We start from the raw sequence: 19,997 nt of genomic DNA, 5'->3' as shown, positions 1-19,997 counted from the left end.
ATGTGATGGCGAACTTAACCATCGAAACTGCGCGATGGCGATACATCGTTCCGAATTGCGGGTCTCCGCCCGCAGAAGACTGACAAGCGGAATCCGGCCTGACGTTCTCAAGCAGCGAGAATGGCGATTTGCCAATCAAGCAAGATTGCCAATCAAGCGAAGCGCTCTCATAGCTGATGGCCAATGACTATTGATGGAAAATTGGCTTCCAGCAAATGGACGTTGCGCAGCCTTTTCAACAGATCCGAGGCAATTGTTCGCCCCACAGCCAGTCAACGATTCGTCGGCCGCCAAAACCGGTCGTCATCTGAACAAAATGGTGCTCGTCAGCCACCGCCTCGCCAATGTCAGCTGCATCGGACCCGAGCGGATGCGCCTTCATGGCTGCGAGCACGGCATCGGCGGCATCCGGAGCGACGATCGCAACGAGTTTGCCCTCGTTAGCGACATGGATCGGCTCAAGTCCTAGCAGTTCGCAGATAGCCGCAACCGCAGGCTTCACCGGAATGGTCGATTCCTGCAGATGAAACCCGACGTTGGATTGATGCGCAATCTCGTTGAGAGCCGCCGCCAGCCCACCACGCGTGGGGTCGCGCATCACTCGAATGCCGCCACCACCAGCAGTAACCATGGCGGCTACGAGATTATGCAACGCCGCAGAGTCCGAGACAATTTCGGTTTGAAAAGCGACGTTCTGGCGCTTTGACATGATCGCCACCCCGTGATCGCCGAGGCTGCCGGACAGCAGCACGCGGTCTCCGGCCCGTGCCCTGTCGGCGGACAGAGCGAGCCCATCGGCTATATGCCCTATTCCTGCCATAGAGATGAACAGACCATCCGCCTTGCCGCGCTCAACCACCTTGGTGTCACCGGCAATGATGTAAACGCCAGCCCCGTGCGCTACCGCGCCCATCGACTCCGCGATAACCTTGAGATCGGAGAGCCGAAAACCCTCCTCGATGATAAAACTGGCCGACAAATAGAGGGGACGCGCACCAGACATCGCGATATCATTGATCGTGCCATGCACAGCCAATGACCCGATGTTGCCGCCCGGAAAGAACAGTGGCGAAACCACATAGCCGTCGGTCGTCATCACCATCCTACCCGCCATAACGTCAAACGCCGACTGATCATTGCAGCGCGCCAGCCATTCATTACCGAAGGCTTGGTGAAAAAGGCCCGAGATCAGCTGCGCCATGGCACGCCCCCCGGACCCGTGGGAAAGTTCAACGTGCCCGTTCTCCACGTCGAGCTTGCGTTTATAAGCATTCATCCTCACGACGTCTGCCTCACCTGCTCATCGCGGAATCGGCCATAGGTCCAATAGGCCGCGCAGGCCCCTTCTGACGACACCATGCAGGCACCTATGGGCGTCTCCGGAGTGCAGGCGTTTCCGAACAACTTGCAATCGACCGGTCGTTTGGCGCCACGCAGGACCGCGCAGCACTCGCAGGCCGGATTATCTGGCAAACGCATTTCATGGAGCGCAAAACGGGCCTCCGCGTCAAATTTTTCGTAAGATCGCTTTAGCTTCAGTCCACTCTTGGATACAAGTCCAAGCCCGCGCCATTCAAACTGCTCTCGCATTTCAAATACCTGCGAGACCTCCTCCTTGGCGCGCCGATTGCCTTCGCGCGTCACTGCACGGCTGTATTGATTTTCCACCTCGTGGCGACATTGGTTCACCTGCCGGACCAGCATCAGGATAGCTTGCAGCACGTCAAGAGGTTCAAATCCGGCAACCACGATCGGCTTCTCGAACCGTTCCGAAAGGGGCTCGTAGGGCCGCGTACCAATAATGGTACTGACATGTGCAGGTCCGATGAAGCCGTCAACGGGGACCCCACCGGTGTTGCGGATCTTCGGGTTCTCGAGGATGCTGTGCATTGCAGAAGGCGTAAGCACGTGATTGCAGAATACGCTAAGGCCCTGCAAGCGCTTGTCCTCGGCAATTCTGATCATTACCGCCGTCTGAGGTGTCGTGGTCTCAAATCCGATAGCAAAGAAGACCACTTCGCGGCCGGGCGCCTGTTCCGCGATCCGCATAGCGTCCAGCGTCGAGTAGACCATCCGAATGTCGGCACCCAGCGCTTTGGCTCGCAACAGGGTATGTCCTTGCGACCCGGGGGCACGCATAAGGTCGCCGTAGACGCACAGAGTGACTTCTGGTCGCTTGACGAGCTGGATCGCCATTTCGACTCTGCCCGCGGGCAGAACGCAGACCGGGCAACCGGGCCCGTGGATCATCCGGACGTTCGCGGGTAGCAGATCCTCCAGACCGTAGCGAGAGATCGCATGAGTGTGTCCACCACAAAATTCCATGAACCGATAGGCTCTCTGCGAACTGACCTCAGCGCCAATCGCACGAGCAAGTCCCTGCACGATGGCTTTGTGGCGATATTCGTCAGAATATTTCATAATCGTCATTCCTGCGTAGCGCTTCCTAGCTCCTGCAGGAGTTCTAGCGTACGCTCGGCTTCCGCCGGATCGATCTTAGCGAGCGCATAGCCGACATGGACGAGGACGCAATCGCCGACGTCGAGCTCGTCGATGAGAGCAATTGATATCTCCAGGCTGATGCCATCAATGGACACGAGGGCCATATCGTTAGGAAGAACCTTAGTGATCATTGCCGGGACTGAAAGACACATCAGACAGCTCCTCCTCTGGTGGACGACCGAGCGATCTGTAGGGCGGCAATCCACGCTTGGCCGAGGCTCAAACCACCGTCATTGGGCGGCAGCTGCCGCGGTACCAGCGGGGTAAGACCGGCATCGCGGCAACCGCGCGGGATTTTGTCTGCCAGCACCGCGTTTTGGAAACAGCCGCCACTCAGAACGACGGTATTAACGCCGGTTGTCATCGCAGAGCGTATGACCCAGTCAACGCACGCGGCGGCGAACGTGCCATGAAACAGCCCGGCTGCGCCGGCGGCGTCGATCTCATCAGCAACCAAACGTGAAAATAGCGGGCCAAGCGACAGCACGCCGCTATTGATGGTCCAGCCGGCTTCCAGAATCGCAGCCCGCCGCACCACCGCTTCGAGCTTCATCGCTGCTTCGCCCTCATAACTCTGCGTGTTCGCAATCCCCAGCAGCGCCGCTGCTGCGTCGAACAGCCGTCCCGCACTGGTCGTGGTGGTGCCGCCCGGCTGATCAAGCAAGTCCGACACACATCCTGCTTGCCTTTGCGCCGCAAAGCGCTGCTCGATTTCGTTACCGCGGCCAAGCATGTGTAATATTGCGCTCGCCATGCGCCACGGCTCGCGGGCTGCCCGATCTCCCCCAGGCATCTGCAGGGGCTCTAAGTGCCCGATGCGCCGGAACCATGTCCCTTCGCACAACAATAGTTCGCCACCCCAATTGCCGCCGTCGGAGCCAAGACCATGGCCATCTAGCACCAGGGCAAGTGCAGGGCCCTCATGGCCAGCCTCGGCGATCACTGCGGCGGCGTGTGCATGGTGATGCTGCACCGGCACTAGCGCGCGCGCATTCGATTCCGCAAACCGGGTGGAAGCCATATTGGGATCCAGGTCGTGCGCAACGACGACGGGCTCCACGTCAAGGCTCGAGGTGAGGTGTCGGATCGTCTTCTCGAATGCTCTTACACCTTCGCCCGTATTGAGGTCGCCAATATGCTGAGAGACGAACGCCTGATTGCCCCGCGTTATGGTGACGGTTGACTTCAATGCGCCACCGACGGCGAGGACGGGCGGGACGGACCTCTGAAGCCGGATCGGATCGGGAACATAGCCGCGGGCACGACGAATGAATTGGGGCCGGCCAGCCGTCACGGCAAGCACGGAATCATCAGCAAGCGTTACAATGTCGCGATCGTGGGTCACGACAAGGTCGGCGATCCCCTCGAGCCGCCGCAGCGCCTGCGCGTTGTCAATGAGCAGCGGTTCGCCGTGGAGATTGGCGCTGGTCGCGACGATCACCGGCCCAGATCCCTTAAGCGGGTTTGGCGGGCGAAGCGCACGGAAGATGAGGTGATGCAGCGGCGCTGCGGGCAACATTACACCCACACGCGATAAACCGGGAGCTACCGCGGGCGCCAGATTGTTGCGCGATGGCAGGAGAACGATAGGACGAGCGACGGAGTCGAGCAGTGCAAGCTCGGCCACGGTCGCTTTCGCGATCTCGTGAACGGGCTGTATGGAACCGACCATAACTGCAAACGGCTTCTGAAGGCGGTGCTTTCTCCTGCGCAAGCGCTCCACAGATTCCTGATTATATGCATCACAAAGAAGCTGGTATCCCCCCACCCCCTTGATCGCCACGATCTGCCCACTCGCGATTGCCGCGACAATGGCATCGATCCCATGGCTGAGCCGCGGGCCGCAAGCCGGGCACGCGATCGCCTCCACATGAAACCTGCGGCTCGCCGGATCGGCATAGTCGGCCGCACACGCCGCGCATAACCTAAAAGCCCCCATCACAGTATTGCGACGATCGTACGGAAGACGCTCGGCGATCGTGTAGCGTGGACCGCAATGGCAACAACTGATGAAGGGATAAAGGTAATGCCGATTTTCTGGATCGAAGAGCTCCTTGAGGCACTGCTGGCAGACCGCGGCGTCGGCGCCGATCTGCGTTGATAATCTGCCAACTTCGCTCTTACCGATGGAGAACTCCTTGGCCGCGAGCGGCGCAGTCTCCCGAACGCAGATGTCGTCTATACGCGCCAATGGAGGCGCCTCAAGCGGCAAGGTGGCCACAAACTCCGACACACGCTGCCCCTCGACCTCGATGATAACGCCGTCGGGGCCATTGATGACAAAACCCGCTAGTCCGTACCGCTTCGCCAAGCCGTAGACGTAAGGACGAAAGCCAACCCCTTGCACTGCGCCATTCACGCGAACGCGCAGCCGAGCTCCAGAGCAGGCAGCGGAGCTCATCGCCTTGAGTCCTCTACGGCGCGCCTCAGACGTACGGCCTGCCTATCAAGCCAGGCGTAGAACGCGCCAAAGCCCTCGCCAGTCTTCGCCGAAACAACTAGCACATCGATACTTCGATTGACGCGTCTGGCATATTCGATGGTCCTATCCAAATCGAAATCAAGCAGCGGTGCCAGATCAATCTTGTTAATGACCATAAGCGAGGAAGCGGCGAACATATCAGGATATTTGAGCGGCTTGTCCTCACCTTCCGTGATCGAAAAAACTACGATCTTGCAGGCCTCGCCAAGATCGAAGGCAGCGGGACAGATCAGATTGCCGACGTTCTCGATGAAGAGGATACCGCCTGACAACGGTGGTAAGCGACGATAAGCTTTCCTAATCATTGCAGCATCAAGATGACAATTCTTACCGATATTGATTTGAACTGCCGGCACGCCGGCGGCTTGAATACGTTCGGCATCGTGTGAGGTCTGCTGGTCGCCTTCAATGACTGCGATGGGCCGGCCTCGCTTGAGCTCGGACACGGCGCGCACGAGCAGCGTCGTCTTACCTGCCCCAGGGCTCGACAACACATTAAATACCAGAAGATCTTTGGCCACGAAGAGCGCACGGTTGACCGCCGCAAGCTCATCATTCTTGCCCAGAACATCGCGCTCCACCTCAATAAGCCGCTTTCTGCCCGAACCAGCCGAGCGGGCTCCGCCGCTCAGAAGCGACTTTGTGCCGTGTGCCCGATGATAGATTGAGCGATGATATCGGCTATATCCATCGCTAGCATGGTTTAAACGAGCCTCTCGTTGGTCGCCCATCGGAAGGGCAGAACGGCTATCACAATCGTCCTCAGCATGCTCATCGTGTCGTTCATAGCTTTCCGCATCATTCACCGCGGAGCGTTTTGTTAAAGGCGTCTCTTCCGCGCAACCGCAAACGGTACACATCATTCGATCTCCAGCTCTTTCACGCGCATCTGTTCGCCTGCGATTACCTGCAACTGATAGCTGCCACAGCAAGGACAGCACTCACCTCGCCGCGCGATTTCGACGCTCTTCGAACAACTCATGCACCAGGCAACGCCTGGTCGCTCGACGATATTAAGAGCCGCGCCCTCGGCAACCGTCCGCCTTGCAGTGGCAGCAAAGCAGAACCTGATCGCCTCAGGCGCGGCGTCACTCAGCGCGCCCATCTCCAAACAGACGCTCCGCACCCGAGGAGATGATCGCTCGCGCACCGTCTCCTCGACGATCTGAATGATCCCAAGACAAATCGCCATTTCATGCATCGCGAAAATCGAGCGTGAATCCGACGCAGGGGTCCAGCGATGCGATCACCGCATGGACCGCATTACGGCGTCGCTGCGCCGTCAGCACCGCGCCCTGCAGGTTCCGTACAAGTGGTCCACGCCGATGGAAATTCCACTCTGTCGGCGCAAGGAATTCGAAACGAGATATCCTGCCGTGAGCGTCAAGCTCGACCGCATGATAGAGACGGCCCCTGGCGCACTCGACTGCGGCCGCTGCACGGCCGGGCCCTAGTTTATATCTTCCGATGATCCCATTCACCGCGGCGTCATCCCGAGAGCCCGCCTCAAGCCACCCACATAGTCGGACGATTTCAACAATTCTGGCCGACAGCCGCTCGGCCGCACCGAAAGGGTTCATCGGGAGCCGATCTCGAGTCATTTGGCGCGCCCATGGCCCTGTCTCGGGTACCTCTCCTTCTAGATCGGGACAGCAGCAAAACGTCGGATCGTCCTCGAGCATCCGGTTCGTGATCTTGGGGTCGTCAACGACAGAAAGGAACGCGTATCCCGTCGGAGTTGTTTTCAGGCCCTCTTCATTAAGCGTCGCAAAGCTGAGCGCTAGCGGGCTACCGGGCCGGAGCGCGCCCCCCTCCCGTACGCCAAGTGTCGCTAACGCAGTGACAACCCGCGCCGTTGCTTCGCGTTGAGAGCAGCCGCAGGCTGGCTGTGTAGAGCCGCCAAGCGCCGATAGATCGGATATCAGAGAGCGGATCGCCGTCGCAACAGCGACGTTTAGCGTAAGATGTCCGACAAAGAGGCCCCGTACCAAATCCACGAGGCGCTCGATAACAAGCAGCGTAATACGGTGCTGCTGTATTGCGAGGGGGGTCACTTCATCCCGCGCCGTCTCGATCGCGGACACAAGCGCGGTTTGCTGCGCGGCGACACACAACGCGAAAAGCCGCGGCAGTACGTCGATTACTGCCGACGGCTCCCTTCCGGCGAAGACCCGCGCCAGCGGCGGCCGGACCCGCGGTAGGATCTGAATCGAAGCGATGACGTTCGCAGTCAGGAATACGCGGATATGGATCTTGTTACGATCGACGAGGCTCATGCGCAACGCTGCCCCATCATAGCGCGCAAGCTATAGTTCATGCGCACGCGCTGGCTGCGGAACCCGACCTGATGCACGAGACCAAAGCTCTTCATGTGAGGTATGCCTTTATGATCTCTTGCATGCGTTCAGCAGAGTCCTGGAAGTCGTCCTCGGCGGCCAACGCAACAATCGGCACACCGCCGATCTCCAGCGTGTCAAGGATGATGTTGCCGGTAGAATTGAAGAACTGCACGGACCACACATTTCTAATCCCGGTTGCCCGCACTCGGCAGGTGCCATAGCCATGAAACACGAGTTGAACCGGTCCCTCGCCCAATCTTTGCTGCAGGAATGCCAAGTCGATCCTGCTCATTGGCATCAATGTCAGATTGATGACGTGCGCATACATGCCGAATCGCCAAACGCTAGCCCGCTCCCGTATTTCGGCTAGCACCGGTTGAACGTTCATCGCTCCATCCGGCGGCGTCCCAATCACAAGATTGGGGGACGTTAGGTCAGCTGCGGCACGCCGGACAAGCCGCGGGATCGCGCCGACCTCAACATATTCGTGGGATGGTTCGGTCCCAATGCGCACGCGCCAAATTCCCGCCAGCACGGATTCACGAATCTCCGCCAAAGAGCCATCTGGCAGCCCGACAACGCCGGTCACCTCACCTTTTCCCAGCAGCTCGCCGATCAGCTTGCGCTCGGCACCGCTGAGATTTGCGAGCCCGTACAATTGTGTCCGAGCGCCGTTTCTCTGATCGCCAGCTGCAGCCGCGACGTTTGACAACAGCAAAGCGGCATTCGAATAGTTCCTGACATGCTCGTTACTATCGCACCAGGTTGGCTTGGCGAGCGCCCTGGTCGAGCCGCCATGGACTACATCGATTCCTTGACAATCACTGACAAGGTGGCGCGCTGCCAGGTCGGCGCTGCCGGATGCAACGGAAACTGCTGTTTTCACGACGCGATGTGCCTGTTTCGAGGTGCATTGTCATCGCTGCCGGCGTGTACCCGAATGACTGGTACGACGATGCGGTCGATCATGAACAAATAGTCCTGTCTCTGGCTGGTCAGACAGAGTTTGTCGTGCCTTCGGCATACGCTCGGCGTCGACAATCGACGCGCGCTGCGCCGGCCGCCTAGCGTGCAACTAGCGCGTCGCGACGGCGCTGCGCCTTGTGTGCCTGGACGATAAACCTCAGGAAACAAAAATGTGAGTGGGATAATTTCGCGCATATCGGCCGCCGACCACGGCATGACGCTTACTCTTTCTGGAGCGAGCGCGACCGGGCGCGCACCGCCGGGGACGCCCTCCACCTCGGACAGAGCGGGTCGCGCTGGTCCATGCTGCGCCGGCTGCAACTTCATTACGCGCCTTCTGATGTATTGGTCTGCGGGCAAGCGCCAGCAAGGCGCATGCCAATTACTTCCGTCGTCGATTCGCGCTTGAACGAGCTGCGTGCAAGCTGACATTGCCCAGGCCAACGTTCATATGAATTGGACTGAGCTTGCGAGAACTCAGGCGAGAAAACTTGCTAGCGCAGGTGCTCCGGCAATTCAGGCTCGCGATCAATTAAGTCCGTAAAGAAGCGATCGTAGTCCTGACCGTTGAGGCTGGCATCAAGCCCGTTAAGAGCTTCAGAGATTAGACTGGCTTCTTTGTCGTCCAAGAGCCGGACCGCGCTATCGATATGGACGAGGACTTTGGCGCCAAGTGTTACATTGGTAAGCAGCATGACCGAGACGTGCCGCAGTTCATTGCCATACTCGCACAGCGCCGTGAGACCGTCGGTCTCGACAATCGTCATTGGCAAGCCAAGGCACATGCTCAGTCGCAGGGCTCTAAATCGGCTGCGTCTCTGATTTCATAGTTCGCATGGTCAATATTGTTCCCCAACAGCCGTTTTGATGCAGGCAGGGGCTCGCTCCGGGGCTTTGCCGGCGAGTCCCACTGCGCTAGCAGCTTACAAGCCATTTCAATCGCGGGCGCAATCTGAGCGCGCACGGGCTGGGTCAGCGGACCGCCCCAATTCTCCAAATCCAACGGCTGACAACCAATGAGAGCAAGCTCACGCGGCCGGTGTCCAAGCAAATCGGCCGCGCTCAAGACCTCCTGAAAGCCGGTCTGATGCAGGCTTATTTTCTTGGCGCCAGTAAATCTTGGCACCTCGTCATCCTGTAAAAGCTCCAATTGCCCGGGTGGTAATCCGTAGTCGATGGCATCGAACACGATCAGGCAATCGGTATGCTCAAGAAAGCCGACGAGGTAGAGCCCCTGGGTGCCGCCATCCAGGACGGTGACATTTTCATCTACTGCGTATCGGCGATGAAATTCCTCGACAACCCGTACGCCGAAGCCCTCATCGCCCCACAAGATATTGCCGATGCCGAGCACCAGGATCCGCTGTTTGTCTTTCCGATTATGCATCCGCCTTCCAGTCAATGGCGAACCTCGCGCTCAGACGAAACCATAGAAGAGAAGCTGCGGCGCGATATGATATCGTCCCGGATCACGGCATAGACGTGGACTAGCGCGAACACGACAATGACCCAGAGGCCGAGATGATGCCAGGTGTGGACGTCCTGGCTGTTCGGCCAGATTGAAAATACCCAGCCGAACACCTTAAACTGCCAACTGTCTGTACCGGCACCTTGCCCATACAGTGCAAAGCCAGAGACGATCAGAAACGTAGTCGTCGGCGTAAACATCAAGAACATTGCGAGCTGGGCAAGGCGATTGTGCCCAACGGCCCTCTCAGGCGGCCCGGTAAGGAATGCGTACCAGCGAACCTCGTGGTACACTTCCCGCCAAAAGCACCTACGCCAGAGCGGCACGTAAAAGATCTGAATGGCATGCACATTTCCCTTCAACGCCCAGTAGACACGCCAAAGAAAGCCGACGCTGAGGAGATACGCAGCCGAGAAATGGGAAAAGCGGATATTGCCGAACAGGCTGCTTGCCTCCTCCGGCATCACTGGTGTGCCAATTCCAATAAGGTAGCCGGATAAACTCAGCACCAGAACGGCTGCCGCATTAACCCAATGCCATACTCGCACTGCCGCATAATCATAGGAGACGCCGCCGATGCAGTGATCAGTCCGTGCCTTATCGATTCCGGCGAGGAGCCTCCGAGCCCTGTCCATCATGGTCTAACGCACTTTGACTGAAACCATTTCTTGACCTTCAGGACTCATCACGTGGGTCGAGCAAGCCAAGCACGGATCAAAGGAATGGATGGTGCGCAAGATCTCCAGGGGCTGGTGCGGATCGGCGATCGGGGTACCAATCAGGGAAGCTTCAAAGGCGCCAATATTGCCCTTGGGATCGCGAGGAGATCCGTTCCACGTGGTCGGAACGACGCATTGATAGTTGTCGATCTTGGCATTTTTTATCTTGATCCAGTGGCCAAGTGCACCACGAGGCGCCTCAGTGAACCCGTAGCCCTTCACCTCCTTAGGCCAGCTGTCGGGGCTCCATCTGCTGACATTGGCGGTTGCCGTGTTGCCTGCCTTGATGTGGCTTACGAGCTTATCCTGGAAATAGCGCATCTGATGTGCCGCCCACTGGCATTCAAGTGCCCGCAAAGCAGTACGGCCAAGCGTCGAGAACAGCGCCGTCACGGGAAGATTGAGCCCTTTGAGCAGTCTCTCAGCGGGCTCCTTAAATTCGGCCCTGCCCTGCGCATAACCAACGATGTATCGCGCCAACGGGCCGACCTCCACGGCGCGGCCGCGCCAGCGTGGGGCCTTGATCCAGGAATACTTGCCGCCTTCGTCGAGCTCCTGAATGTCTGTCTTGCTACCTTTGAGTTTTGGCCCAAGCTCAAAGTTCGGCTCGGTGATACCATCCCAGGGATGCAGTCCACCGCAATCGTCGGGGTACTTATACCACGAATGCGCGACGAATTCCTGGATCTGTTCGGGATCACCATGGTCGATCGGCAATATCTCCTCGAGATTGCCATCAACAATGACTCCGCGCGGCAGCTTAAGACTCTCGGCGGAACAATCATTGGCCTTTTCGGGGATGTCGCCATAGGACATCACGCTTTTACTCGAAAGACCGCCGCCGTGGAGCCAGTCCTTGTAGTATGAGCAGATAGAGGCAATGTCTGGCAGGTAGACCTGCTCGACAAACTCGATCGAGCGGTCGATGATCGAGGAGACGACGTTCAGTCGCTCCATATTGATCGCCCCCACCGCACCGATTGCGTCGATGTTGATCGCGCAGGGCACGCCGCCAACCAACCAGTTCGGATGGGGGTTTTTGCCGCCGTAAACGGCCTGGATTTTGACGATCTCCTTCTGGAAGTCGAGCGCTTCCATATAATGAGCTACCGTCATCAGGTTGGCTTCCGGTGGTAGCTTGTAGGCCGAATGCCCCCAATAGCCATTCTTGAACGGCCCGAGTTGCCCTGATCCGAAGAATTTATTGAGCCGGGTCTGTAGATCCTGGAAATAGCCCGGGGATGACAGCGGCCAGGGCGAGATAGACTGCGCCAGTTCGGAGGTCGATTTGGGATCAGCTTTGAGCGCGGAGACCACGTCGACCCAATCCAACGCATGCAAGTGATAGAAGTGTACGAGATGATCATGCACCAGCAGGCACAGCTGCATGATATTGCGAATTGAATTGGCATTCTCGGGAATTGTAATTCCAAGTGCATTTTCAACCGCACGCACGGATGCGAGCGCATGGGTGCCGGTGCAGACCCCACAAATCCGCTCGGTGAACGCCCAGGCGTCGCGCGGATCGCGTCCGCGCAGTATGACTTCAATTCCACGCCACATCGTCCCGCTTGAAACCGCATTGCGAATCACATTGTCGGAATCGAGATTAGCTTCGACGCGCAGGTGGCCTTCGATCCGCGTTAGCGGGTCGATGACAATTCGCCTGCCAGAACGATCGAGATCAAACCCATTCGGCGTCTGCACAGCCACGCTCGTCCCCTCAAGTCGGCCTGATCTTATCTGACGAGCGATCCGATTTATCAGTCAACTTCTTTACTGCGGTGAGGGCAGCATGGGCAGCGACGCCTAACCCAACCACCCCTGCAGCGGCCATGCCGATCTGATCGGCGTTCTCTTCGATGCCGAACTGCTTAATGGTTGTGAGTCGGTCGTAAAAAGATCCTCTATCCCAGAAGCCGTCTTCGGAGCAGCCGAGGCAACCGTGGCCGGACTGAATGGAAAATGAAACGCCACCGTTCCACCGAATGGCTGAACAGGCATTATACGTGGTCGGCCCTTTACAGCCCATCTTGTATAGGCAATAGCCCTTTCGGGCGTACGTATCATCCCACTCTTCGACGAATTGGCCAGCGTCGAAATGGGACCGCCGATAGCACTTGTCGTGGATGCGCTCGGAGTAAAACATGACCGGACGCCCTTGGCGATCGAGCTCCGGAAGCTTTCCGAAAGTGATCATGAAGGTCACGAGGCCACTCATGACCTCTGCGATAGGAGGGCACCCGGGCACCTTTATAATGGGCTTGTTGGTGATCACCTTATCAATTGGGGTCGCGCCAGTCGGATTAGGCTTGGCCGCTTGCACACATCCCCAGGATGCACACGTGCCCCAAGCAATAATCGCCATGGCCTCTTCCGCCATCGACCTCAGCTTTTCAACGAACGGCCTGCCGCCGTCAATGCAGAACATGCCGCCTTCCTTCAACGGCGGATTGCCTTCAATGGCGAGCACATACTTGCCTTTGTACTTTGTGCGGGTTTCGTTCAGGATGGCCTCTGCCTGGTGTCCCGCCGCCGTCATGATCGTGTCGTCGTAGTCGAGCGAAATCATCGACAGCAGCGCGTCTTTGATCAGGGGATGCGCTGAGCGGATGAAACTTTCCGAGCAACAGGTACATTCGAGCCCGTGCAACCAGATAACGGGCACACGTGGTTTGGTCTCCAGAGCGTGGGCAATACTGTTTGCGGTGAGCGGACTAAGTCCAAAGCTCGCTGCCGTCAAACAACAGAGTTTGTGGAAACTGCGACGCGAGACCCCCTGACCTCTGATCACGCTGTAGAACGTTTCCGTTGTATCACCCATGAAACAACTCAACTGAGCAGTCGTCGGTCTTAACGATTTCTGACATTAAGCAAAAAGTCGGCCAACAAAAAGATGAAGCGTTTGAAAGATATCAAGCTGCGCCTTCGAGGCTCCAACCTGCTGCGATTTGGCTGCGCCGCAGGTAATCGCGGCCGGCAAACCCGCGCACGTCGAATGTTCGGTCAAAAAGCAGCATCGCGAACTTCACCCAGCAACCTCGCTGGCAGATCCGCGTCGATCTATTTTACAGCGATCGCTTCTTCTTTGTGATCAGCAATTCATGTGCCGCTTGCGAGCCAAGGCGCACGATCCTCGATCGAAGAGAAATTCGAGCTGGCGCCAACGTCACTTTGGAGCGGACCTAACGCTCTGTCAGGGTTCTGTCATCTTTTGTTCCTGAGAAGACAGCGTCAGCCCCGTAACTAAGCTTTAGAGTTTGCCGCGGGAAGAATGTCACTAAGATGGGTGCCGGCCCTTAGGCAGCAAAACAAAGGGCGCAGCTAAGTAATTGCCATAGAGCTGCTTCTGCGAGGTGGCAAACGGCGCGGGGCGGCGCGACGAATGCCGCTTCTAAGAGACCAGGCCGACGCGGAATCGTCGGCGCTAAGCTTGCTCTCTCGCACGAACGGGCTTTGCCGGTAGCGACAACGCAGCTCCGCCCAAGATTCTTTCGCACAAACTAGTTCCTAAGCCGGCCTTGCATACGGCAAATGCATGCAATCCAAATTATCAATTTTACCGATGCCACGTATTGATGCATCGATCTCAGCACTCCGCGCCCACCAGCCCACAAGCAACTCCGGTTGAGGCGCGCTACCCTGCAATTCCGCGGCGACCTTGGCGCTCTTAGCAATCAACCAATGCTGCAGAGTGCGGAAGAGTTTTCCCAGGCTGATTAATCTGCGGCTTTTCGGACATCTGGTGCATATCTTGCTTACCGAGAATGGAACGAAACTAAACGCCTGCCTTTAGAAGGACGCGCCGGCTCCCGGAACGTCTTCAATCGGACATGGCCAAAAGATGAGTCTCGATGACGCTGTCGCCCCTCAATGGCGGCGGCTGACATTCGAGTATGGGAAGGAAGCGTCATGACTACCATGGCAGCAGCGGCGCCTGTACGCGCCTCGCGCGTTTGGTACAAAATACTCTACGTCCAAGTCCTAATCGCTATTTTAGTCGGCGCCATGCTCGGCTGCCTATGGCCGTCTGTCGCCACCAACGACTGGGTTAAGGCGCTCGGTGACGGATTCATCAAGCTCATCAAAATGGTGATCGCGCCGATTGTATTCTGCACCGTCGCATCTGGTATTGCGCATATTCAGGATGCAAAGAAAGTCGGGTCGGTTGGGATCAAGGCCTTGTTCTATTTCGAGATCGTCTCCAGCTTTGCCTTATTGTTGGGCCTCGTTATGGGCAATCTGGTTCGGATCGGACATGCCCTTGCGGTCAAGCCGGATGCTGCGGCGGTTGCCAATTACGTCAAGCAGGCGGAAGCCTCGAAGACCGTCGACTTTATTCTCAACATCATTCCCGATAGCGTGGTCGGCGCCTTCGCTCGCGGCGATATCCTGCAAGTTCTCCTTTTCGCGGTCCTTTTCGGCTTCTCGCTGATGTCGCTGGGAAAGCGGGGTGAGCGTCTGCGCGGCATGATTGACGACGTCGCGCATGCGGCATTCGGAGTGATCGCCATCATAATGAAAGCGGCCCCAATCGGAGCTTTCGGCGCGATGGCTTTTACGGTCGGCAAGTTCGGGCCCGCAGCACTCGGCAATCTGATTGGTCTGATCGCGCTGTTTTACGTGACGGCCGCGCTATTTGTGGTCGTGGTGCTTGGTCTCATCGCCCGCCTCGTCGGCTTTTCGATATTCAAGTTCGTTGTCTACTTAAAAGATGAGATCCTGATCGTGCTCGGCACTTCGTCCTCCGAGAGCGCGCTGCCGCAATTGATGGAGAAGCTCGAGCAGCTGGGCTGCTCCAAGCCGGTGGTCGGGCTAGTGGTGCCCACTGGCTACTCCTTTAACCTTGACGGCACTAACATCTATATGACACTTGCAACATTGTTCATTGCCCAGGCACTCGGCGTCGATCTCAGCTTTGGCCAGCAGCTTACGATCCTACTCGTGGCAATGCTAACGTCCAAGGGAGCCAGCGGCGTCACCGGCGCTGGCTTCATCACTCTCGCTGCGACATTATCGGCGGTCAACCCAGCTCTCGTACCGGGCATGGCAATCGTGTTTTCGATCGACAAGTTCATGAGCGAGGTGCGCGCGCTTACCAACATCATCGGCAACGGCATCGCATGCGTTTTCGTATCCTGGTGGGAAGGCGAGCTCGATCAAGTGATGTTGCAGGCTAGGCTCAACCAGCCTCTCCCTTCCACAACGAGCCCACCACGAGCACAATGAGCTAGATCCGGATCTTAAACGCGCCGCCGGGCACGACTTCTGTCTCGTACACTCCCGGCGTACAGCCCTTGCTTAGCTTCGCAACAGGCAGTTGCTCCTGGGAGGCAGGCGAGCAAAGAGGTACGGGCTCTTTTCTGAGCTTCTGTTCCCGGGCCACGGCCACCGGCGGTGTAACGCTTGCACAGGGTTCGCCGAGCTCAGGACCGGCAGCAGAACAACGTGGCCGGCGTGACGGACTCGGTATTGATCCGCGTACCAATACTCATACGCGTGGTCTTGTCTTGTGCTTCTAAGGACGTCGCAGGGATCCTGCAACCTATCATCCGTCGTTACTTGCGCTCCGCCACCAAATCATGGGCGGTGGTCAGCTTGAAGATGGTACTCGGAGCAAGTCATACAAGGCGACTTGGTTCGGCGACAGAGTCGGCGCTCGGTTCGAGCGACACCAGTTGGAGACGAGACTTTTGCATCGAGTGATGGCCGGATCGGATAGGCAGGACTCGCGCAACCCCGGCTTGCGCTTCTTCGCAGAATGCGCCGTGCCAGTGAAAAGACCGATTCGGTAGTGCTCCGGGCCGAAAGCTGGAGCATCGCCATACCATTGAGCAACTGGCCTCAAGCTTTGGACAACCGCGCAAAGCAGACATTTGAGCGTCGGCTGCGACCGCCTCAACGGCACCTATCGAAAGGTTTAAGACAAATATACGTATGTTTATAATGCGTTTTTTCGCAGCGCGTGCTGAGCTCCGCAAGAGGTGATCAAAGCCGAACGCGCTCTCTTGCCGGCGCGATGTTCGGCGATTGCCCCATTTTTAACAAAAATGCTATAGCTTTCCCGCCGGATGATAGGCCGGACGGTCTCAAAATGCATAGGATCAGCAGTTTCAAAAGTTCAGCCCCTCAGTTGACTTTGGGCAGCATAACGCTAGCCGCGGTTACACTGACTTGCTTGTACTTCCATGCGCATTTCGCTGCCACGGCGTTCGCCTATTTGTTGGTAATCTTACTATTTTCGTTGATGGGCAGCTTCACCGCGTCATCGGCGCTTTGCATCGTCGCGATCGCTGCTCTCGCTTACTACTTTACCCCGCCGGCGCTCAGCCTGAGAATCGATGAGCCCCGCGATGTTGCTGTGGTTATGGCATTCTTTATTGTTTCAATTGTGGGAACGTACCTGATCGTAAAACTCCGCCAGGAAAGAGAGGCTGCACGTATGACTGCTGCCAAGCTTCACCGGAGTGCCACAGATTTGGAGGATCGAGAAAAACGGTGGCGCGCCATCTTCGAGCACAATCCGGCCATGTACTTCATGGTCGATGAAGCCGGCACTGTCCTCAACGTCAATACGTTCGGCGCGACACAACTAGGCTATGCTCGTGCTGAGCTGATCGGTCGATCTGTGCTGGACGTATTTCTCGAGGAGGATCACGAATTCTTTCGCGAGTGCATTCGGACATGCCTTGAGGATGTGGGACAAACGCACACGTGGGACGTCCAGAAAGTCAGGAACGACCGCTCGGTGTTATGGGTACGTGAAAACGCCAAAGCCATGCTTTGGGCGGCTGAGCAGCCCGTTGTCCTTATCGCCTGTGAAGATATCACGGAGCGAAGGCGGACCGAACTTGCCCTGCAGCGGAGCGAAGCACATTTGGCCCAGGCGCAGGAGTTGAGTCACACAGGCAGCTTCAGCTGGAACCCCGCTACGGGCGATGCCTTCTGGTCAAAGGAAACATTTCGGATTTTCCAATCAGATCCTCAGACAGTGCCACCTGGGCCTCAGTTCGTCGTTGAGCGAACTCATCCAGATGATAGGGCTTCGGTTAAAGAAACTATCGATCGCGCAATGCGAGACCCGAGCGATTTCGAGCACGAATACCGGCTTCTGCTACCGGACGGCTCGGTAAAGCACATTCATGCGCAGGCACGAGCCACGCGAACTGCCTCTGGTGAGATTGAGTTTGTTGGCGCAGCCACCGATGTTACGGCGGCGAGGACAGCAGAACAGCAGTTGCGCCGGAGCGAGGCCTATCTGGCCGAGGCCCAGCATCTCACGCACACAGGCAGCTGGTCCTGGGACGTCCAATCTCTCGATTTTATTTATCGTTCCGCTGAGGTCGATCGCCTGTTTGGCTTTGAGCCGCAAGAGCCGGTTTCGATAGAGACTATTCGGTCGCGCATCCATCCGGAAGACTTGCCGCGGCTACAGGAGGTGCAGCGCCAGGCGATTGAACACGAGCAAGAACGGTTCGAATACGATTTTCGTGTTGTTCTGCCAGATGGCCGGATAAGGCGTATACATTCCGTTGCACACGTTGTCCTCGGCAGCGATAGCAATATAAGCGAGCTGATCGGAACACATATGGATGTCACCGAGCAGCACGCAGCAAGGGAACGCCTGGAAAACGCGCTTGTCGCGCTACGCGAAAGCGAACAGCGTTTTCGCGACTACGCCGAGACAGCTTCCGATTGGCTCTGGGAAACCGGGCCAGATCATCGTGTCACTCGCTTGTCCGAGCACACCAGCGATGCGGGGATTCTTTCGACAGGATTGATTGGCCTGCTTCGCTGGGACATTGCGTGCGACACCGAAGAGGAATCCGAGAAGTGGCGTCAGCATCGGGAGACGTTGCAGGCGTATCTGCCCTTTCGGGATCTCGTCTATCGCACCGTGAATCGAACTGGATCTCCTATCTACGTCCGCACGAGTGGCAAGCCATTCTTCGACGGAAACGGTAATTTTCTCGGATACCGCGGGGTGAGCACTGACATCACCGCTATTATTCGCGCCGGCCAGGCCGAACAAGAGCTGCGCAAGGCACAGGCGGAGCTTACACATGTGACGCGTATAACGACTTTGGGAGAACTGACAACTTCTATCGCCCACGAGATAAACCAGCCACTCGCCGCTATTCTCAGCAACGCCGATGCCTGCCTCAGCTGGATGGCTCGCGAAGCTCCCAATCTTGCGGCCGCACGCTCTTCAGTTGAGTGGATCATCGAAGATGCAATTCGGGCAAGCGAGGTGATCCGTAGCATACGTGCGCTCGCGAAGAAGGGCGAAATCGAGATGGTGCCGCTCGACATCAATCAGGTGGTGAGGGATGTCGTTGCACTGGTAGCACGAGAGCTGACGAGCCACCGAGTGACGCTGCGAAGCGAGTTGATGTCCGCGCTGCCCACGGTCCTCGGTGATAGAGTTCAGCTCCAACAGGTGGTTATCAATCTCGTGATGAACGGAATCGAGGCCATGGAAGCAGTTACGGACCGGCCGCGAGAGCTTCTTATTCAGTCATCTACGGACGATCTGGGTTACGTGCAGCTTGCGGTAAGCGATTGCGGCGTCGGAATCGCTGAGAACGACGCCGACCGCGTCCTGGATCCCTTCTTCACCACTAAGCCGAGCGGCTTAGGAATGGGCCTTTCCATTTGCCGGTCGATCGTGGAAGCTCACGGAGGGCGGATTTCAGTTGTTCAGAAAAATGGACCGGGCGCGACTTTCCAGTTTGCCCTGCCGCAGCATAAGGAGGCCATATCGTGACAGGACGGTTTAACTCGCCAGGAGAAGTCGGCAATGCCGAGGCTTCGACAAAGGCGATCGTCTTTGTCGTCGAGGATGACATCTCCATGCGTCGTTCGCTGACGAACCTTTTTCAATCGGTTGGGTTGGACGTCGTGGCATTCGGATCGGCGCGCGAAATGCTACAAAGCACAATTCCAGACGTCACAAGCTGTCTAGTTCTTGATGTCCGGCTGCCAGGCTTGAGCGGCCTTGACTACCAGACGGAGCTGGCCAGATTAAACATACACATCCCAATCATTTTCATTACCGGCCATGGCGACATTCCCATGACGGTCAGAGCCATGAAGGGAGGTGCGATCGATTTTCTCAGCAAGCCCTTCCGCGACCAGGAGCTGCTTGATGCGGTGGTCGCGGCGACCGAGCGCGACCACAAGAGGCGGGAAGCGCAGCGAACCGTCGCGAATCTGCAGTCATTATTTGAGACCCTCAGCCCACGAGAGCAGGCAGTGATGAAACTCGTCGCAGCCGGCCTGATGAACAAACAGGTAGCCGCCGAACTTGGGCTCGCCGAGATCACCGTCAAGATCTACCGAGGACACGTAATGAAAAAGATGCGTGCCCGCTCGCTAGCTGACTTGATCAGGATGAGCGAGACTCTGGGAATTGGCGCCAATCGTCCTGAACAAACCCAAGTATGATTTTACAATTTCATCACTTGAGCCCACTTTGCTTCGAAAGTGGCTGACGCTTTGACAGCCGCTGTACTGCGTTG

16 protein-coding genes are annotated in these 19,997 nt (G+C 57.4%); 3 read left to right on the top strand and 13 right to left on the bottom strand.

Annotated features, from left to right (window positions below; genetic code table 11):
- Positions 1–235: 235 nt before the first annotated feature.
- The 13 genes from hypE to GGD61_RS34845 form a co-directional block, all read right to left on the bottom strand.
- Positions 236–1,276, bottom strand: coding sequence for a hydrogenase expression/formation protein HypE (hypE, locus tag GGD61_RS34905; protein WP_183231999.1), 1,041 nt, complete (start codon positions 1,274–1,276; stop codon positions 236–238).
- 2 nt (positions 1,277–1,278) lie between these two features.
- Positions 1,279–2,421, bottom strand: a complete 1,143-nt coding sequence (gene hypD / locus GGD61_RS34900; protein ID WP_183231998.1) for a hydrogenase formation protein HypD — start codon at positions 2,419–2,421, stop codon at positions 1,279–1,281.
- Positions 2,422–2,426: 5 nt separating this feature from the next.
- Positions 2,427–2,654, bottom strand: coding sequence for a HypC/HybG/HupF family hydrogenase formation chaperone (locus GGD61_RS34895; RefSeq protein ID WP_183231997.1), 228 nt, complete (start codon positions 2,652–2,654; stop codon positions 2,427–2,429).
- On the bottom strand, positions 2,654–4,903 hold the full coding sequence (hypF, locus tag GGD61_RS34890; protein ID WP_183231996.1) for a carbamoyltransferase HypF: 2,250 nt from the start codon (positions 4,901–4,903) through the stop codon (positions 2,654–2,656). The genes GGD61_RS34895 and hypF overlap by 1 nt, the downstream gene beginning before the upstream one ends.
- Complete coding sequence (gene hypB, locus GGD61_RS34885) at positions 4,900–5,844, bottom strand: hydrogenase nickel incorporation protein HypB (RefSeq protein ID WP_183232046.1); 945 nt, start codon at positions 5,842–5,844, stop codon at positions 4,900–4,902. The genes hypF and hypB overlap by 4 nt, the downstream gene beginning before the upstream one ends.
- Positions 5,844–6,185: a hydrogenase maturation nickel metallochaperone HypA gene (gene hypA, locus GGD61_RS34880; RefSeq protein WP_183231995.1), complete on the bottom strand. Its 342-nt coding sequence runs from the start codon at positions 6,183–6,185 to the stop codon at positions 5,844–5,846. Before hypA ends, hypB begins: the two co-directional genes overlap by 1 nt.
- The gene (locus GGD61_RS34875) at positions 6,178–7,260 is read right to left on the bottom strand and encodes a hypothetical protein (protein ID WP_183231994.1); all 1,083 of its coding nucleotides are present in this window, start codon (positions 7,258–7,260) and stop codon (positions 6,178–6,180) included. The genes hypA and GGD61_RS34875 overlap by 8 nt, the downstream gene beginning before the upstream one ends.
- A 91-nt stretch (positions 7,261–7,351) precedes the next feature.
- A complete protein-coding gene (locus tag GGD61_RS34870; protein WP_183231993.1) occupies positions 7,352–8,209 on the bottom strand; it encodes a hydrogenase expression/formation protein in 858 nt (285 codons plus the stop codon).
- A gap of 574 nt (positions 8,210–8,783) precedes the next feature.
- Positions 8,784–9,074: a HypC/HybG/HupF family hydrogenase formation chaperone gene (locus tag GGD61_RS34865; RefSeq protein WP_183231992.1), complete on the bottom strand. Its 291-nt coding sequence runs from the start codon at positions 9,072–9,074 to the stop codon at positions 8,784–8,786.
- Between the two features lie 2 nt (positions 9,075–9,076).
- Positions 9,077–9,676 (bottom strand): HyaD/HybD family hydrogenase maturation endopeptidase, encoded by a 600-nt coding sequence (locus GGD61_RS34860; RefSeq protein WP_183231991.1) that lies wholly within the window; start codon positions 9,674–9,676, stop codon positions 9,077–9,079.
- An 11-nt stretch (positions 9,677–9,687) separates the two neighbouring features.
- Positions 9,688–10,395, bottom strand: a complete 708-nt coding sequence (gene cybH / locus GGD61_RS34855) for a Ni/Fe-hydrogenase, b-type cytochrome subunit (protein ID WP_183231990.1) — start codon at positions 10,393–10,395, stop codon at positions 9,688–9,690.
- A gap of 3 nt (positions 10,396–10,398) precedes the next feature.
- Positions 10,399–12,189 (bottom strand): nickel-dependent hydrogenase large subunit, encoded by a 1,791-nt coding sequence (locus GGD61_RS34850; protein WP_183231989.1) that lies wholly within the window; start codon positions 12,187–12,189, stop codon positions 10,399–10,401.
- A gap of 10 nt (positions 12,190–12,199) precedes the next feature.
- Entirely contained in the window at positions 12,200–13,300 is a 1,101-nt protein-coding gene (locus GGD61_RS34845) for a hydrogenase small subunit (protein WP_183231988.1), read from the bottom strand.
- 1,088 nt (positions 13,301–14,388) lie between these two features.
- Between GGD61_RS34845 and dctA the strand changes: the two genes are divergently transcribed.
- The 3 genes from dctA to GGD61_RS34830 all read left to right on the top strand — a co-directional run bounded on the left by dctA (position 14,389) and on the right by GGD61_RS34830 (position 19,923).
- Complete coding sequence (gene dctA / locus GGD61_RS34840; protein WP_183231987.1) at positions 14,389–15,705, top strand: C4-dicarboxylate transporter DctA; 1,317 nt, start codon at positions 14,389–14,391, stop codon at positions 15,703–15,705.
- An 865-nt stretch (positions 15,706–16,570) separates the two neighbouring features.
- Positions 16,571–19,243 (top strand): PAS domain S-box protein, encoded by a 2,673-nt coding sequence (locus tag GGD61_RS34835; RefSeq protein WP_183231986.1) that lies wholly within the window; start codon positions 16,571–16,573, stop codon positions 19,241–19,243.
- The gene (locus GGD61_RS34830) at positions 19,240–19,923 is read left to right on the top strand and encodes a response regulator transcription factor (protein WP_183231985.1); all 684 of its coding nucleotides are present in this window, start codon (positions 19,240–19,242) and stop codon (positions 19,921–19,923) included. Before GGD61_RS34835 ends, GGD61_RS34830 begins: the two co-directional genes overlap by 4 nt.
- Positions 19,924–19,997: the final 74 nt, after the last annotated feature.

This window comes from Bradyrhizobium sp. SBR1B (genome assembly GCF_014198205.1).
In the GTDB taxonomy this organism is placed as follows: domain Bacteria; phylum Pseudomonadota; class Alphaproteobacteria; order Rhizobiales; family Xanthobacteraceae; genus Bradyrhizobium.
Note: the sequence above shows the minus strand (reverse complement) of the source record. Positions and strands in the feature narration are given on the sequence as shown.

What these genes read in the sequence shown, in the direction of transcription:
- hypE (WP_183231999.1), bottom strand. Translation starts at nt 1,276, where the DNA reads ATGAATGCTTATAAACGCAAGCTCGACGTGGAGAACGGGCACGTTGAA.
- hypD (WP_183231998.1), bottom strand. Translation starts at nt 2,421, where the DNA reads ATGAAATATTCTGACGAATATCGCCACAAAGCCATCGTGCAGGGACTT.
- GGD61_RS34895 (WP_183231997.1), bottom strand. Translation starts at nt 2,654, where the DNA reads ATGTGTCTTTCAGTCCCGGCAATGATCACTAAGGTTCTTCCTAACGAT.
- hypF (WP_183231996.1), bottom strand. Translation starts at nt 4,903, where the DNA reads ATGAGCTCCGCTGCCTGCTCTGGAGCTCGGCTGCGCGTTCGCGTGAAT.
- hypB (WP_183232046.1), bottom strand. Translation starts at nt 5,844, where the DNA reads ATGTGTACCGTTTGCGGTTGCGCGGAAGAGACGCCTTTAACAAAACGC.
- hypA (WP_183231995.1), bottom strand. Translation starts at nt 6,185, where the DNA reads ATGCATGAAATGGCGATTTGTCTTGGGATCATTCAGATCGTCGAGGAG.
- GGD61_RS34875 (WP_183231994.1), bottom strand. Translation starts at nt 7,260, where the DNA reads ATGAGCCTCGTCGATCGTAACAAGATCCATATCCGCGTATTCCTGACT.
- GGD61_RS34865 (WP_183231992.1), bottom strand. Translation starts at nt 9,074, where the DNA reads ATGTGCCTTGGCTTGCCAATGACGATTGTCGAGACCGACGGTCTCACG.
- GGD61_RS34860 (WP_183231991.1), bottom strand. Translation starts at nt 9,676, where the DNA reads ATGCATAATCGGAAAGACAAACAGCGGATCCTGGTGCTCGGCATCGGC.
- cybH (WP_183231990.1), bottom strand. Translation starts at nt 10,395, where the DNA reads ATGATGGACAGGGCTCGGAGGCTCCTCGCCGGAATCGATAAGGCACGG.
- GGD61_RS34845 (WP_183231988.1), bottom strand. Translation starts at nt 13,300, where the DNA reads ATGGGTGATACAACGGAAACGTTCTACAGCGTGATCAGAGGTCAGGGG.
- dctA (WP_183231987.1), top strand. Translation starts at nt 14,389, where the DNA reads ATGACTACCATGGCAGCAGCGGCGCCTGTACGCGCCTCGCGCGTTTGG.
- GGD61_RS34835 (WP_183231986.1), top strand. Translation starts at nt 16,571, where the DNA reads ATGCATAGGATCAGCAGTTTCAAAAGTTCAGCCCCTCAGTTGACTTTG.